This window comes from Corallococcus sp. AB011P (genome assembly GCF_003611605.1).
GTDB classification, from domain to species: Bacteria; Myxococcota; Myxococcia; order Myxococcales; family Myxococcaceae; genus Corallococcus; species Corallococcus coralloides.
The window spans coordinates 1,026,865-1,041,860 of sequence record NZ_RAVX01000001.1 but is presented as its reverse complement, the minus strand read 5'-3'; the positions used below and the strand labels follow the sequence as shown (position 1 = coordinate 1,041,860).

At 70.2% G+C, this 14,996-nt stretch carries 11 protein-coding genes; 8 read left to right on the top strand and 3 right to left on the bottom strand.

The window, feature by feature from the left end:
* The first annotated feature begins 156 nt into the window (after positions 1-156).
* The 6 genes from D7X30_RS04520 to D7X30_RS04495 are packed head-to-tail and all read left to right on the top strand — an operon-like array spanning position 157 to position 8,156.
* The gene (locus tag D7X30_RS04520; protein ID WP_120561547.1) at positions 157-1,278 is read left to right on the top strand and encodes a polysaccharide export protein; all 1,122 of its coding nucleotides are present in this window, start codon (positions 157-159) and stop codon (positions 1,276-1,278) included.
* Positions 1,275-3,479 (top strand): polysaccharide biosynthesis tyrosine autokinase, encoded by a 2,205-nt coding sequence (locus tag D7X30_RS04515; RefSeq protein WP_120561546.1) that lies wholly within the window; start codon positions 1,275-1,277, stop codon positions 3,477-3,479. The genes D7X30_RS04520 and D7X30_RS04515 overlap by 4 nt, the downstream gene beginning before the upstream one ends.
* Before the next feature lie 31 nt (positions 3,480-3,510).
* The gene (locus D7X30_RS04510; protein ID WP_233591374.1) at positions 3,511-4,794 is read left to right on the top strand and encodes an O-antigen ligase; all 1,284 of its coding nucleotides are present in this window, start codon (positions 3,511-3,513) and stop codon (positions 4,792-4,794) included.
* 1 nt (position 4,795) lies between these two features.
* Positions 4,796-6,019, top strand: a complete 1,224-nt coding sequence (locus D7X30_RS04505) for a glycosyltransferase family 4 protein (protein ID WP_120561544.1) — start codon at positions 4,796-4,798, stop codon at positions 6,017-6,019.
* A complete protein-coding gene (locus D7X30_RS04500; protein ID WP_120561543.1) occupies positions 6,016-7,380 on the top strand; it encodes a lipopolysaccharide biosynthesis protein in 1,365 nt (454 codons plus the stop codon). Before D7X30_RS04505 ends, D7X30_RS04500 begins: the two co-directional genes overlap by 4 nt.
* Before the next feature lie 29 nt (positions 7,381-7,409).
* Positions 7,410-8,156, top strand: coding sequence for a sugar transferase (locus D7X30_RS04495; RefSeq protein ID WP_120561542.1), 747 nt, complete (start codon positions 7,410-7,412; stop codon positions 8,154-8,156).
* On the opposite strand, the gene D7X30_RS04490 is transcribed toward D7X30_RS04495, so the two are convergent.
* Together D7X30_RS04490 and D7X30_RS04485 are read right to left on the bottom strand one after the other, a co-directional pair.
* A complete protein-coding gene (locus D7X30_RS04490; RefSeq protein WP_120561541.1) occupies positions 8,077-9,228 on the bottom strand; it encodes a DegT/DnrJ/EryC1/StrS aminotransferase family protein in 1,152 nt (383 codons plus the stop codon). The genes D7X30_RS04495 and D7X30_RS04490 overlap by 80 nt on opposite strands.
* A gap of 124 nt (positions 9,229-9,352) precedes the next feature.
* On the bottom strand, positions 9,353-10,720 hold the full coding sequence (locus tag D7X30_RS04485) for a hypothetical protein (RefSeq protein ID WP_120561540.1): 1,368 nt from the start codon (positions 10,718-10,720) through the stop codon (positions 9,353-9,355).
* Between the two features lie 222 nt (positions 10,721-10,942).
* On the opposite strand from D7X30_RS04485, the gene D7X30_RS43785 reads away from it, so the two are divergent.
* On the top strand, positions 10,943-11,902 hold the full coding sequence (locus D7X30_RS43785; protein WP_370039622.1) for a GNAT family N-acetyltransferase: 960 nt from the start codon (positions 10,943-10,945) through the stop codon (positions 11,900-11,902).
* A 77-nt stretch (positions 11,903-11,979) separates the two neighbouring features.
* On the opposite strand, the gene D7X30_RS04475 is transcribed toward D7X30_RS43785, so the two are convergent.
* Complete coding sequence (locus tag D7X30_RS04475; protein ID WP_120561538.1) at positions 11,980-13,962, bottom strand: nucleoside-diphosphate sugar epimerase/dehydratase; 1,983 nt, start codon at positions 13,960-13,962, stop codon at positions 11,980-11,982.
* A 388-nt stretch (positions 13,963-14,350) separates the two neighbouring features.
* Between D7X30_RS04475 and D7X30_RS04470 the strand changes: the two genes are divergently transcribed.
* Positions 14,351-14,980 carry a histidine phosphatase family protein gene (locus tag D7X30_RS04470; protein WP_120561537.1) on the top strand — a complete coding sequence of 210 codons (630 nt, stop codon included), beginning with the start codon at positions 14,351-14,353 and terminating at the stop codon, positions 14,978-14,980.
* Positions 14,981-14,996 lie beyond the last annotated feature (16 nt).

Genomic DNA, 14,996 nt, shown 5'->3' with positions numbered 1-14,996 from the left:
GGGTGCAGCGCGGATGTCCTGATTCCAGCGCTTCGCGCCACTCCAGCCCCCCAGGGCAATGCATGTGTCACCTCGCCAGCGGGGCATAGCGGCTTCCAGACATTTGGCATTGTTCGGGCTTACGCTTGCACGCTTCCTCCGGAAGATTGCCCGCCCATGAAACACGCCCTGTTACTGGTCGCGGTGTCTTGCCTGAGCGCATGCGCCTGGGGCCCGGGAATGCAGATGGACGAGGATGCCTTCCGGGAGCGCTACGCAGGAAAGGCAGACGCCGGCGCGGATGGCGCCTACGAAATCGTCCCCATCGATGTGTCCCTCCTCAGCCACCAGTTGGAGGAGCGCAGACAGGCGCGGCCCGCGCCCCTGGTGGATCCGCTGGCGCAGGTGGCCATGGACTATGACTACCGGGTGACGCCGCACGACGTGCTGAGCGTCATCGTCTGGGACCACCCGGAGCTCACCATCCCCGCCGGCGAGTTCCGCCCCGCGGAGACCACCGGCAATCCCGTGGCGGCGGACGGGACCATGTTCTATCCCCACGTGGGCCTCATCCCCGTCGCGGGCAAGACGCTGCGGGAGATCCGTGAACTGCTCACGCAGCGGCTGGCGAGCGTCATCGAAAAGCCGCAACTGGACGTGCGCGTGGTGGGCTTCCGCGGCCAGAAGGTCCAGGTGACAGGTGAGGTGATGGCCCCCGGCACCCTGCCCGTCACCGACGTGCCCCTGCGCGTGCAGGACGCCATCGCCCAGGCGAAGGGCTTCTCCACGGAGGCGGACCTGCGCGCCGTCACCCTCAGCCGGCGCGGCACCACCTTCACGCTCGACCTGCAGGCCCTCTACGAGCAGGGGGACGTGAGCCAGAACTGGCTGCTCCAGGACGGCGACATCGTCAACGTCGCGGACCGCAGCCGCAACAAGGTCTTCGTGCTGGGAGAAGTCCGGAAACCCTCCTCGCGCGTGATGGTGAAGGGACGGATGACGCTGGCGGAAGCCATTGGCGACACCGAGGGCTTCGACCCGCTCACGTCCAACCCGGGCCGCGTGTATGTCATCCGCGGCAGCTTCGAGCGGCCCTTCATCTTCAAGCTGGATGCCAAGTCGCCGGACGCGCTGCTGCTGGCGACACAGTTCCAATTACAACCTCGCGACGTCATCTTCGTCTCCGCACACGACTTGACGCGCTGGAATCGCATCATCCAGCAAATCCAGCCAACAGTTCAGCTGCTCTGGCAGGCAGTGGATATCGGAGACAGAACCATCATCATCGACAACCCATGACGAGCACCCCCGAACGCGTGACGCCGCCCCGCCCAGGCCCCGGCACGCAGGATGATGAGCTGGGATTGGGCAGATACCTGGCCATCCTGGCGGAGCGCCGCGGCACCATCGCGGCGTCCGTCGCCCTGGCCCTGGTCCTGGGCGGGCTGTATCTGCTCACCACGGCGCCGGTGTACCGGGCCAATGCCATCCTGCGCATCGAGCAGAAGAGCAGCAGCCTGGGCCAGCTGGACGCGCTGATTCCAGACGCGCCCAGCATGGCGGCCCCGGAGATGGAGGTCCTGGGCTCCCGGGCCCTCCTGGGGCGCGTGGCGGATGCGCTGCACCTGGGCGTGAGCGTGGAGCCCCGCTACTTCCCGGTGGTGGGCGCGGCCCATGCCCGGGCGCACGAGGGGCCGGACCTGGCGGAGGTGCCGTGGTGGGGCGGGGCTTCGTACGCCTGGGGCGGGGAGAAGCTCCAGGTGGAGCGGCTGAACGTGCCCATGGAGTGGGAGGACCTGCCGCTCACGCTCGAGGCGAAGGCGGACGGCGCGTACGCGCTGTGGAGCCCCGAGGGGCGCGTCGTGATCAATGGCACCGTGGGCACCGGCGCCCAGACGGAGACGGGCGCGCCGCACGAGGTGGAGCTGTTCGTCACCGAGCTGCACGCCCGGCCGGGGACTCGCTTCCAGGTGATGCGCCGCTCGAAGCTCGCGGTGGTGGAGGACCTGCAGCGCGCGCTGCGCATGGGGGAGAAGGGCGCCGGCACGGGCGTGCTCAACCTGACCCTGGACGGGCCGGACCCGGTGCTGGCCACCACCACGCTCCAGGCCATCGCGGACACGTACGTGCGCTCCAACGTGGAGCGCCGCAGCGAGGACGCGGGCCGCACGCTGTCGTTCCTGGACAGCCAGCTGCCCGGCCTGCGCCAGGGCCTGGAGCAGGCGGAGACCGCGCTGCGCGACTACCGCGCCGGCAAGGGCGGCGTGGACCTGGGGCTGGAGGTGCAGGCCGTCCTCAACCGGAGCGTGGACCTGGACAAGGACCTCTCCACGCTCGCGCTGGAGCGCTCGGAGCTGCGCCAGCGCTTCACCGAGCACCACCCGCTGCTCGTGGCCACGGAGCGCAAGCTGGCGCGCCTGCGCACGGAGAGGAACGCGCTGGACACCCGGCTCAAGGGCATCCCGGACGCGGAGCGGGTGTCCGCCCAGCTCACGCGCGACGTGAACGTGGCCAACGAGCTGTACCTCCAGCTGAACAACAAGGCCCAGGAGTACCGGGTGCTCAGGTCGAGCAACATCACCAACGCGCGCATCATCGACGCGCCCGTGGTGACCCGCCTGCCCGTGCGCCCCCTGAAGCCGGACGTGTTCGCGGTCAGCGTGGTGCTGGGGCTGGTGTTCGGCGTCGCGCTGGCCTTCGCGCGCAAGTCGCTGAACCCGGGCGTCAACGACCCCGCGGCCCTGGAGTCCGCGCTCGCGGTGCCCGTGCTCGCCAGTGTCCCCACCGGCCCCCGCCGCGCGACGTCCCCCCGGAGCCCGTCCATCATCCTGGCGCGCAGCGCCCCCCGGGACGTCACCGTCGAATGCGTGCGCGGCCTGAGGACCCGGCTCCAGCGGGCCATGAAGGAGGCGGGCAGCCACGTCGTCGCCGTCACCGGGACGAGCCCCGGCGCCGGGACGTCCTTCGTCACCCTCAACCTGGCGTGGGTGCTGGCGGAGACGGGCCAGCGCGTGCTGCTGGTGGACGCGAACCTGCGCGGCGGCTGGCTGCACCGGTGCTTCCGAGAGGCGCACCTCCCCGGTCTCCACGAGGTGCTGCGGGGCACCGCGACGCTGGAGCAGGCCCTGCTCCAGCAGGCCGCGCCCGGCCTGTCGTTCCTGGGCGCGGGCGCGCTGCCGCCGGACCCGGCGGAGCTCCTGGCCGGCGCGGCGTTCGACACCTTCGTGGCGCGCGTGGCGGCCGAGTACGACGTCGTCCTCTTCGACACGCCCTGCATCCTCGCGGTGACGGACGCGGCGCTCGTGGGCCGGCACGCGGGCGTGCGGCTCGCCGTGGTGCGCGCGGCGACCCAGTCCCTGCGCGAGGTGGCCACCGCGCTGCACCAACTGGAGCAGAGCGGCGTCCCGGCCCGGGGCGTGGTCCTCAACGGCGTGCCGCGCTCCCGGGCGGGCCGCGCGGTGAGCGGCGTCTACCAATACGAATACCCGTCCGCGAGCTGAAGACCCACCGGGAGATTTCATCGTGAGCTGGATGAGCTGCACAGGACTGGGCTTCATCGCGGCGCTCTACGTGCTCGCGGGCCGCTGGGGCTTCCACCGGCTGGGCCTCGCGGTCAACGAGGAGGTGGACACGAACCTGGTCCAGGAGCTGCGGCTCTGGATCGTCCTGTGCGGGGTGCTGCTTGGCTCCGTGGGGATGCTGCACCGCGCCCGGCGCGACGCGCGCCCCGGCGAGGCGCGCTTCGACCCGCCGCTCATCGCGGCCCTGCTGGGCTTCCTGGGCTACATGGGCGCCAGCATCGCCTGGACGCCCGACCCGCTCTTCTCCCTGACCAAGGTCGCCGACATCCTGCTGGTGGGGCTGATGTGCGTGGGCTTCGCGCTGGCCGCGCTCCGCCAGCCCGCGCCCCGGGTGCTGGACGCGTTCTGGGCCGCCGTCGTCGTGGCCACGGGGCTGCTCGCGCTCACCGCCGTCAAACAACTGCTGGCGGGCGGCGGGAGCGCGCGGCTGGCGGTGATGGGCGGCGGGCCCAACATCCTCGCGCGGCTCATGGGGCTGCTCGCCATCGGGGCGCTCTACTTCTGGTACTGGAGGGGCCAGGCGTGGCTGTGGATTCCGGTGGCCGCCACCGGCGTCGTGCTGGCGCTGCTCACGGGCTCGCGCGGCGGGTCCGCCGCCATCGTCGCGGGCATCACCACCTGCCTCGTGGTGGGGCGTGTGCCGCTGCGCCGGCTGCTGCTGCTGCTGCTGCTGGCGACCGCCGCCATCACCGCGGTGGCCCTGTTCTCCCCGCTGGGGGAGGCGCTGAGCAACTCCGTGCAGGAGCGCTTCCTGCGCCTCACCCTCAACTACGAGTCGGGGGCGGGCGGCGCCAGCGGCAAGGACAACACGGTGTACCTGTCCGGGCGGGAGATCCTCTACGCCAGGGCCCTCCAGTTGGGGAAGGACTACCCGGTGGCGGGGGCGGGGCTCGCGGCGTTCCCCGCGCTGCGCCTGGGCGTCTACCCGCACAACCTCTTCCTGGAGGTCTTCTGCGAGGGCGGTGTCGTGGGGCTGCTCCTGCTCGCGACCGTCATCGCCACCTTCGTGCGCTCGGCGCTCATGAGGCGCCAGGGCCTGGATGGCGCCACCGCGGGCGCGGCGGTGCTGGTGCTCCTGGGCAGCCAGGCCAGCGGCGACCTCTACGACAGCCGGGCCTTCTTCCTCTTGATGGTGATGGCCTCCGCGACCGCGGTCCCCGGGCGGAAGCCCGCGCAGTCGGGCCCTCCCCCTCCCCACACCCTTTCCCAACCCTCATTCACAGGAGCGGCCTGACATGCGCATCGTCTATCTGCATCAGTACTTCAACACCCCCACCATGCACGGGGGCACGCGCTCCTATGAGCTCGCGCGGCGCCTGGTCTCCATGGGCCACGAGGTCCACATGGTGACGTCCGACACCCGCACGGACGGCGGCACGGGCAGGGGCTGGCGCGAGTCCAACGAGAGCGGCATCCAGGTGCACTGGCTGCCGGTGCCCTACAGCAACGCCATGAGCTACGCGGAGCGCATCCGGGCCTTCAGCCACTTCGCGGTCAACTCCACGCGCCGCGCCGCGCAGCTGCCCGCGGACGTCTTCTTCGCCACCAGCACGCCGCTCACCATCGCGGTGCCGGGCATCGCCGCGTCGCGGTGGAACAAGCGGCCCATGGTCTTCGAGGTGCGTGATTTGTGGCCCGCCATCCCCATCGCGGTGGGCGCGCTCAAGAGCCGCTCCGCCATCCTGGCCGCGCAGCTGCTGGAGAAGGCCGCGTACGCGGGCGCGGAGCACATCGTCGCGCTGTCGCCGGGCATGAAGGCAGGCGTGGAGGCGGCGGGCGTGCCGCCGGAGAAGATCACCATCATCCCCAACCTCTGCGACCCGGAGCGCTTCCAGGTGCCGGCGTCCACGGGCCAGGAGCTCCGGCGGAAGTACCCGTGGCTGGGGGACCGTCCCATGGTGCTGTACGCGGGCACGCTGGGGCTGGTGAACGGCGTGGAGTACCTGGTGCGGGTGGCCGCGGAGATGCGGAGGCTGGACCCGGAGGTCCGCTTCGTCATCATGGGCAAGGGCCGCGAGGAGGCCCCGCTGCACGCGCTGGCGGAGCGGCTGGGCGTGAAGGGGGAGAACCTCTTCTTCCTGCCCAGCGTGCCCAAGGAGCAGGTGCCCGCGGTGCTGAGCGCGGCCACCATCGCCACGTCGCTGTTCACGGACGTGCCCGGCATGCAGGACAACTCCGCCAACAAGTTCTTCGACGCGCTCGCCGCGGGCCGTCCGCTGGCGCTCAACTACGGCGGCTGGCAGGCGGAGCTGCTGGACCGGGAGGCTTTTGGCCTCAGGCTGCCGCCCAAGGACATCCCCGCCGCGGCGGCCATGCTGGCCAAAAGGCTGCGCGACCCGCGCTGGCTCGAGGAGGCCGGCGCGCTGGCCGGGAAGCTGGGCCGGGAGCGCTACTCCGCGGACATCGCGGCGAAGCGCCTGTCGGAGGTATTGCAGCGCGCGGCGGCGGCCAGGTCATGACGGAGCGCTCGGTGGGGGGCAACTTCATCTGGTCGCTCTCCGCCGGGCTCATCTATGCCCTCGCGCAATGGGGCGTCCTGGTGGCCTTCGCGCGGCTGGCCACCATGGAGGAGGTGGGCCAGTTCGCGCTCGCCCTGGCCATCACCGCCCCGGTGCTGCTGATGTCGCGCATGCAGCTGCGCACGCTCCAGGCCACGGACGCGAAAAGCGCCTTCGGCTTCGAGCACTACCTGGGCCTGATGGTGCTCAACGTCGTCGCGGGCGTGGCGGTGTGCTGCGCCATCGCCACGGGGATGGCGGACTCCCTCCACGCGGGCTGGGTCATCGCGCTGGTGGCGCTGGCCAAGGGCTTCGAGGCGGTGAGCGAGGTCTTCTACGGCGCGCTCCAGAAGGTGGAGCGGCTGGGGCTCATCGCCCGGTCCACCATCGCCAAGAGCGTGCTGTCCGTGGTGCTGGTGCCGCTGGCGCTGTGGCTCACGCACAGCCCCATCGCCGGCGCGGCGGCCATGGCCTTCGCGTGGGCCATCGTCCTCTTCGTCTTCGACGCGCGGGCGCTCCAGCGCGAGTTCCCCGGCGTGCGCCCCTGGAGCACCCTCTGGCGCACGCCGTGGCGGAAGGAGGGAAAGCGGCTCAAGGCCCTCTTCCTCCTGTGCTGGGTGCTGGGCCTCACCGCGCTTCTAGCGGCGCTGAGGCCCAACATTCCCCGCTACCTGCTGGAGGTGCACGCGGGCCAGGCGGAGCTGGGCATGTACGCCGCGCTCGCGTACTTCGCCGCGCTGGGCGGCCGGGTGGTGCACTCGCTGGGGCAGGCGGTGAGCCCCCGGCTGGGGCGCTACCACGCGGCGGGGGAAGCGCGCCGTTACGGCAAGGCGCTGGCGGGCTTCACGGCGGCGTCCGCGGCGGTGGGCCTGTGCGCCATCGCCGGTTCGGCGCTGCTCGGCCGGTGGGCGCTGACGCTCTTCTACGGGGCCGCCTATGCCGGAAACCTCAAGTTGTTCGTCTGGCTGATGGCCGCCGCGGCGCTGGAGTACGTCTGCTTGAGCCTCGCCGTGGGCCTCACCGCGGCGCGCGAGCTCAAGGGCCAGGTGGTGCTGCTCGTCGTCTCCGTGGCAGTGGTCGCGCTGGGCAGCGCGGTGTGGGTGCCGCGCGTGGGCCCGGTGGGAGCCGCATGGGCCCTGGGGCTGGGGTGGGTGTCGGAACTCGCGTGCAGCGTCTGGCTGACCTTGCGCGTCTGGCGGCGGCTGACGGCCCCGGAGCCCGCGCAAGCACTCCGGACCATCCCCCCGGGCCCCGTGGATGCACGGGAGCCGACAGCAGCCTGGGTCCCAGGGGTCGTGGTGGAGGACCGGAAGGATTTCTAGCCTTTCCTGCTTCAAGGAGCGTCGTCCCCATGCAAAGACAGGCAGGAACCGGGCTGTTCCTCAAGCGGTGCATCGACGTGGTGGCGGCGGGAGTGGGATTGATATGTCTTTCCCCGGTGATGGCCGCCACGGGGCTGTTCGTCCGTCTGACCATGGGCGGCCCCGTCCTCTTCCGGCAGCGGCGCCCGGGGAAGCACGGCGAGCTGTTCACCGTCCTCAAGTTCCGCACGATGCTGGAGGCCACGGACGCGAACGGCCAGGAGCTGCCGGACGAGCAGCGCCTCACCTGGGCCGGGCGGCTCCTGCGCTCCACCAGCCTGGATGAGCTGCCGCAGCTGTGGAACGTGCTCCGGGGCGACATGAGCCTGGTGGGGCCCCGCCCGCTGCTCGTGGAGTACCTGCCGCGCTACTCCGCGGAGCAGGCGCGGCGCCACGACGTGCTGCCCGGCATCACCGGCTGGGCGCAGATCAACGGCCGCAACGCGCTCTCCTGGGAGGAGCGCTTCCGCCAGGACGTCTGGTACGTGGACCACTGGAGCCTGGCGCTGGACCTGAAGGTGCTGGCGCTGACGGTGGTGCGCGTGCTGCAGCGCCAGGGCATCTCCTTCGCGAGCGAGGCCACCATGCACAAGTTCATGGGCACCCCGCAGCCGGAGGCCAGGGTCGTGGCGCTCCGGCAGCAGGAGCCGGCCCAGGTCAGCCCGCCGTCCGCAGCCCCTGTTTCCGGGGAACGGCTCGGACCCCCTCCACCACCCGCTCGAGCTCCCGGCGCGTGAGGTTGGAGCCGGACGGCAGGCACAGGCCGTGGCGGAACAGGTCCTCCGCCACGCTGCCCCGCCGCCGCTCGAAGTTCGCGAAGACGGGCTGCAGGTGCATGGGCTTCCACACCGGCCGCGCCTCGATGTTGTCCCGCTCCAGCGCGACTCTCACCGCCTCCCGGTCCGCGCCGAACGCCTCCGGGTCGATGGTGATGGTCGTCAGCCAGCGCGTGTGACGGCCCCACGGGGCCTCCGGCATGAACTGGATGCCCGGCAGGTCCCGGAAGGCCTCCGCGTAGAAGGCGTGGTTCGCGCGGCGCGCGGACACCCGGTCCTCCAGCACGCGCAGCTGCCCCCGGCCAATGGCGGCCAGCACGTTGCTCATCCGGTAGTTGTAGCCCACCTCCGAGTGCTGGTAGTGCGGCGCCGTGTCGCGCGCCTGCGTGGCCAGCTTGAGGGCGTGCTGCACCAACTCACCGTCCGCGGACACCAGCATCCCGCCGCCGGACGTGGTGAGGATCTTGTTGCCGTTGAACGAATAGATGCCCACGCGGCCCACCGTGCCGGGGGCTCGTCCCTTGTATGTGCTTCCCAGGGCCTCCGCCGCGTCCTCCACCACGGGCACGCCGTAGCGGTCGCAGGTGGCCATGAGGGGATCCAGGTCCGCGCTCTGGCCGTACAGGTGCACCACCACCACGGCGCGGGGCAGCCGGCCCAGGCGGGCCCGCATCGCCAGCTCCTCCTCCAGCAGCGCGGGGTCCATGTTCCAGGACGTGCGCTCACTGTCGATGAAGACGGGGCAGGCGCCCAGGTAACGGATGGGATTCACCGACGCGGAGAAGGTGAGCGTGCTCACCAGCACGTCGTCGCCGGGCCCCACGCCCACCAGTTGGAGCGCCAGGTGGAGCGCGGCCGTCCCGGAGCTCAGCGCCAGCGCGTGCGGCGTGCCCACGCACCGGGCGAACTCCTCCTGGAAGGCATCGACGTGGGGGCCCAGGGGGGCAATCCAATTGCTTGCGAACGCGTCGTCGACGTAGCCGCGCTCGAGCGTGCCCATGTGGGGCGAGGACAGATAGATGCGGGAGGACATGCGAAAAGCTCCAGGCAAGACCGGGTCCACGGACCCCGGCATTGCCTGGAGCGTTCGCACACTCCCTCCTCCCGCGCGCTCGGGCGGGAGGAGGGTGTGTGTGTTCCGCATCGTGGAATTCGGACTAGAGCGCCGAACCCGCGCCCAGCAGCTTCGCGTTGAGCGCGCCGTTGCCGTAGTACTGGGTGTTCTGGCCCACGGAGTGGGTCTCCAGGCGCTGCTGGAGGGTGGCGTTGTAGCGGCCCAGCTTCATCAGGCCGTCATTGAACCAGCCCGTGCCGCTGCCCGTGCCGTCCACGTAGTTGGCGTACTTCTTGGCGGACGGCCAGATGACGTTGTTCAGGGTGACGACGAACTTGCGCATGTCCGCGTCCGTCCACTCCATGCCCGCGTCGTGGGCTTCCACGAGATAGGCCATCACGCCGTTGCCGTGCGCCACGTCCTGGCCCGGACGCTTCTTGGAGCCCCACTCGGCGGCCCAGAAGTACGCGTTGGCGTTCACCGGGCTGGTCATCAGCTGACCGCGCAGCGACGAGGTGTTGTTGGGCATGTCACGGTTGATGTTGTTGAAGACGGTCATGTACTGCGCCCGCTTCGTGGCGTCCGTCGTCATCTTCGACAGGTCCATGGCGATGTACGCCCAGTGCGACGCCATGTGCGTATTGACGCGGTAGAGGTAGCTGTTCGCGCCGCGCTTGTTCCACTTCTCGAACATGTTCCGTTCGGTGAACGCCAGCAGCTTGTCGTACTGGGTCTTATACGTGCTGTTGTTGTAGAGCGCGGGCGTCTCACGGATGGTGCGCAGCATGCGCGTCACGTAGCGCCAGCAGTAGCTCTCGAACAGGGGGACCTCCTGGCCCAGCGTGTCCGAGCGGGCCGAAGCCCAGCCCATGTAGCTGTCCTTGAACTGGCTCCGGGGCAGCGAAGAGGAGACCTTCGCGTTGTTGACCACGTTGTTCACATACAGCAGCGCCCGGTCCATGTACTGCGTCTTGCCGGTGGCGCGATACATCGCGGTGTTGCCGTCGATGCCGTAGGCCAGGTTGTAGAACTGCCAGCTGTCCAGCGACTTGCTCATGGGCAGGAAGCTGGAGGTGTGCTCCGAATTCCAGCGATTCAGGAACAGCGTCTCCCAGGCAGCGACGGTGCGCAGGCTGACAGCGGCCTGGGCGCTCGTGCCAAGGCTCTCCTCGATGGAGGAGGCAGGCGACTCCGCGGCGGCAGGGGCGTCCGCCTCCGGAGTGGTGGGCGCGGCCTCGGCCTCCGGCTCGGTGGGACCCACCGCGATCTGCTCTTCGGGGGAAGAGGGAGCGAGCGTGTCCGCGCCAGGGGCGGAGACTTCGGTGCTGCCCGGGGTGTTATCTCCGTTGGGACTGGCCGTGCTGGCACCGTCCTGCTCGGGTTGGGGGCCGCAAGCACCACCCACCAGCAGGGTCAGCGACAACAGGGACGACAGGGCACGACCAGAGTTGCGACGACGGGATTCCAACATCAGGGGGGTCCTGTGGGGTAGCTCCCGTCAACCGCCCGGTAGGCTACCCTGTTGTGGGAACGCCGGAGTGCGTTCACTGGACGCCAAAAGGCTTTGACGGCCCACGTAATTCCTTTGTGATTAGACAAAAATAAAATGATGACTGCCCGTGAGTCATCAGTCCAAGGCCCCATGGGCCTGTCCGCCTGAGCCGGCATGTGAGGTATCAGGGGTGGGGGATGTATGACGAGGACAGGGCAGGCGAGCGCCATGCTGGTTCCCGACGCGGGCGCCTCGGCGCTGTCAGGGCAGTACTTCCGCTCTGAGAACCACCTGCGCGCGGAGCAGGTCACCCATACGCTGGCGATTCAAGAGGCCGATACACGCAGGACGTTGCGAATCCCACTCATCGTGCGAGCGATTGAGGGGACTTCGTACCGAGACGCCATTTCTCCGTATGGGTTTCCAGGCGGCGTGACGGACGGATGGAGCGAGGTGCCAGCACATGCCGTGGATTGGCGAGGCACGAAACTGGTCAGCATCTTCGTGAGGGAGCGGGTCCAGGGACCGCATTGCTTCTCGGGTGGTACGGCGCGCAACGAGGTCTTTTTCGTGGACCCATGCCGCCCGCTCACACCGCGAGAGATGCACCGCCGGCACATGCGGCGAAACGTCCGGCTGGGGTTCGTGAGCACGGTGTGTGCGGCCCGGGACGCGCCCCCCGCGGAGCGCGCCGGATTTCGCGAGGTGTACCGGCAGACCATGGTCCGGGACCAGGCGTGCCGCCGGTACTTCTTCTCCGACGCGTACTTCGAGGAGCTGTTCGCGTCCCCGGAGTCCTGGCTCGCGACGACGCTCGCGCCGGATGGGACGGTCGCCTCCGCGGCCCTGGTCGTCCGCAGCGACGGCCTCTTGCACTACTACCTGGGCGGCACGGCGGATGCGCACCTGGCGCGCTCACCGGCGAAGAACGTCTTCGGCGAGATGAGCGCCCTGTGCGTGCGGCTGGGGCTTCCGCTCCACCTGGGGGGCGGGCTCTCGCCGGGGGACGGCCTGGAGGACTTCAAGCGCGGCTTCTCCAACGCCAGCGGCCGCATCCACACGCATGAAATCATCTGCGACGCGGCCGTGTACGCCGCGCTCGCGGAAGGCCACGCCGCCAGCGACTTCTTTCCGGCCTACCGCTCGCAGCCCCGCCCATGACGGAAAGCCCCGGCCTCCCACCCCGAAAGGGGCACGGGAGACCGGGGCTTTCCGTGGACGGCCGGGGCCGCGTGGGGTCAGGCGCTGACGTTCTGCTCCGCCGTGGACGGCTTCGCGGGGGCGAAGGCGGGCAACACCTTCGCCACCGTCCCCGGCATCTTCGACGGGGTGTACCCGGGGATGAGGTCCTGGAGGGCGCGCTTCACGTCGTGGGAGTCACCGGCGCGAGCCGCGCGGTCCAGGCGCTTGAGCTGGAGCTGGAAGTCCGCGGGCGGCGCGGGGCTGCGGGCCACCTTGATGCGGTTGCGCACCTGCTGGGTGAGCTCCTCCTCCTCGGACATGAGCACCTCCTCCAGCTTCTCGCCCGGACGCAGGCCCGTGTAGACGATGGAGATGTCCTTGTCCGGCACCAGGCCCGTCATGGTGATCATGTTCGCGGCCAGCTCCGCGATGCGGACCGGCTCGCCCATGTCCAGGATGCACAGCTCGCCGTAGCCGCCCAGTCCGGCCAGCACCACCAGGCCCACCGCCTCCGGGATGATCATGAAGTAGCGGGTGCAGTCCGGGTGGGTGACGGTGACGGGGCCGCCCGCCTGAATCTGCTGCTTGAAGAGCGGCACCACGCTGCCCGCGGACCCCAGCACGTTGCCGAAGCGGACGGCGCAGAAGGTGGTGCGCGACGTCGCGGCGATGTCGCGGATGACCATCTCCGCCAGCCGCTTGGAGGCGCCCATCACCGACGAGGGCTTCACCGCCTTGTCGGTGGAGATGAGGATGAAGCGCTCCGCCCCGCACGCGTCCGCCATGCGCGCCACGTTCTGCGTGCCGAAGACGTTGTTCTTGATGGCCTCCTCCGGCGCGTCCTCCATCAGGGGCACGTGCTTGTGCGCCGCCGCGTGGAAGACGTACTGCGGCGTGAACTCCTGGCCAATGCGCATCATCCGGTCCAGGTCGCGGATGTCCGCCACCACGGAGTGCACCGGCAGATGCGGGTAGCGCGACTGCAGCTGGCGCACCAGCAGGTAGAGCTCGTTCTCGTTGATGTCCACCACCACCAGCGACGCGGGCGAGTGCCCCGCGACCTGCCGGACGATTTCACTGCCGATGGAGCCCGCGCCGCCGGTGACGAGGATGCGGCGGCCCGTCACCAGCCGGTGCACCTCGTCGTGGTCGAACGAGATGGCGTCCCGGGGCAGCAGGTGCTCCGGGGACAGGTCATGCAGCATGGCGGCGGTGATCTTCTGGTCCAGGTAGGCGAACGAGGCCGGGATGATCTTGAAGCTGACACTCTGGTGACGGCACAGGCTCAGCAGGTGCCGGGTGCGCTCCGGGGACAGCCGGGGGATGGCGATGAGCACCTGCGTCACCCGGTGCTTCTTCATCAGCTCCGGCAGCGCGTCCAGCACGCCGAGCACCGGCTTGCCATTGAGGAACGTGCCCTGCTTGCCAGGGTCGTCATCCACCAGACCGATGACGTGCCACGGGCTGTTGCGGTCCCGCACCAGGTCGCGCAGGAGCAGGTCCCCGGCGCTGCCCGCGCCCACGATGAGCGTACGCTGGGAGCCCTGCGACTTCGCGCGCTGCCGGTCCAGGTACCACTGTCGAACCATGCGCGGGGCGAAGCGGTGGAAGCCCAGCAGCGTGGTGGTGACGAAGAACTCCAGCGCGACCACCTGCCCCGGCAGCGACTCCATGAAGAAGATGGAGCGCAGCAATTCGAACACGATGGTGCCCGCGAGGCTGGCCAGCTCCAGCCGGACCGCCTCGTGGATGCCGGAGCGGTGGAAGGACCAGCGGTGCAGGCCCAACCAGATGAGCGTCACCAGGCGCACCGCGACCAGGAGCGCCACGGCCCGGGGCAGGACCTCCTTGCAGGCCGGCGACAGCCCGTCCGCGAAGTGCAGCATCGTGGCGGCGACCAGCGAGCCGGCGATGAGGACCGCGTCCACGCCCAGCATCCGCAGCCAGCTGAAGCGGTGAGCCCTTCGCGGTGCATGCTCCGGGGTTTCCCGTGGCCCTGCGTCCAGGCTCATCGCTTCCAGGTTCTGACCGTGTTTCATCGATGTCTCCCCCTCCGGCCCGGCGTCCACGGAAAATCCGCCGTCCTCCCACCGCGTAATCAGGAAGACACGCTCTAGCTCGGAATCGCGGAAAGGTGGATGCGCGTCCAGTGCCATCACAGCCGTCCAGGAGTGCTGTCCGACCTGATTCCCGTGAACGTGCGCGCCAGCGAGCAGGCGCCCTGCCCCGCGGGGCCGGTACACGGACATCGCCGCGGTCTCCAGGCGCCGGGAGCCCACGGGCAACGGACCGGCCACGGTGGCGCTTCAGCGATGTGACACATCCCCCGGAGGAAGGGGCGGGCGAGGCCGGGGCGCGATGGTGGCGGCGCCGGGCTGACACTTCGCGAGTCTTGCTCCGCCGGAGCCCGCCCGCCACGCTTGGGCCATGACGACCGAATTCATCCTGCTCCGGCACGGGGAGACGGAGTGGAACGCCCTGGGGCGCCTGCAGGGGCACCTGAACAGCATGCTCAGCCGTGAAGGGCTGCGGCAGGCGGAGGCGCTCGCGGCGCGGCTGGCCACCCTTCCCTTCCAGGCCCTCTACTGCAGCGACCTGGACCGCGCGGTGCAGACGGCCTCGTGCATCGCGGCCAGGACGGGCCACGACGTCCAGCGGGACGCGCGCCTGCGGGAGCGCGGGCTGGGCGTGCTCGAAGGGCTGACGCGCGCGGAGGCCGGCCAGCGCCACCCGGCCGTCTTCGCCGCGTACGCGGAGGGCCACGCCGACTACGTGGTGCCCGAAGGGGAGAGCGCGTCCCAGCGCCTGCGGCTGGCGCTGCACTGCCTGGAGGAGCTGGGGGCGCGCCACCCGGGGGCCCGCGTCGTGGTGGTCACCCACGGCGGCCTGCTCAGCGCCCTGTTGCGCCACTGCCTGGGCATCCCTGCCGCCGCGCCGCGCGCCTTCTCCGTCCTCAACGCGGGTTGGAACCAGTTCGACCTCCATGAGGGGTCCTTGCGGATGGTGACCTGGGGGGACGTCAGCCACCTGCGCGCGCTCAGCCTGGACGACACCTGAAGCACCTGTGCCGGAC

Bases quoted from the DNA above. Each gene is read 5' to 3' on its own strand.
- D7X30_RS04520 (WP_120561547.1), top strand. From the start codon at position 157: ATGAAACACGCCCTGTTACTGGTCGCGGTGTCTTGCCTGAGCGCATGC.
- D7X30_RS04515 (WP_120561546.1), top strand. From the start codon at position 1,275: ATGACGAGCACCCCCGAACGCGTGACGCCGCCCCGCCCAGGCCCCGGC.
- D7X30_RS04510 (WP_233591374.1), top strand. From the start codon at position 3,511: ATGAGCTGCACAGGACTGGGCTTCATCGCGGCGCTCTACGTGCTCGCG.
- D7X30_RS04505 (WP_120561544.1), top strand. From the start codon at position 4,796: ATGCGCATCGTCTATCTGCATCAGTACTTCAACACCCCCACCATGCAC.
- D7X30_RS04500 (WP_120561543.1), top strand. From the start codon at position 6,016: ATGACGGAGCGCTCGGTGGGGGGCAACTTCATCTGGTCGCTCTCCGCC.
- D7X30_RS04495 (WP_120561542.1), top strand. From the start codon at position 7,410: ATGCAAAGACAGGCAGGAACCGGGCTGTTCCTCAAGCGGTGCATCGAC.
- D7X30_RS04490 (WP_120561541.1), bottom strand. From the start codon at position 9,228: ATGTCCTCCCGCATCTATCTGTCCTCGCCCCACATGGGCACGCTCGAG.
- D7X30_RS04485 (WP_120561540.1), bottom strand. From the start codon at position 10,720: ATGTTGGAATCCCGTCGTCGCAACTCTGGTCGTGCCCTGTCGTCCCTG.
- D7X30_RS43785 (WP_370039622.1), top strand. From the start codon at position 10,943: ATGACGAGGACAGGGCAGGCGAGCGCCATGCTGGTTCCCGACGCGGGC.
- D7X30_RS04475 (WP_120561538.1), bottom strand. From the start codon at position 13,962: ATGAAACACGGTCAGAACCTGGAAGCGATGAGCCTGGACGCAGGGCCA.
- D7X30_RS04470 (WP_120561537.1), top strand. From the start codon at position 14,351: ATGACGACCGAATTCATCCTGCTCCGGCACGGGGAGACGGAGTGGAAC.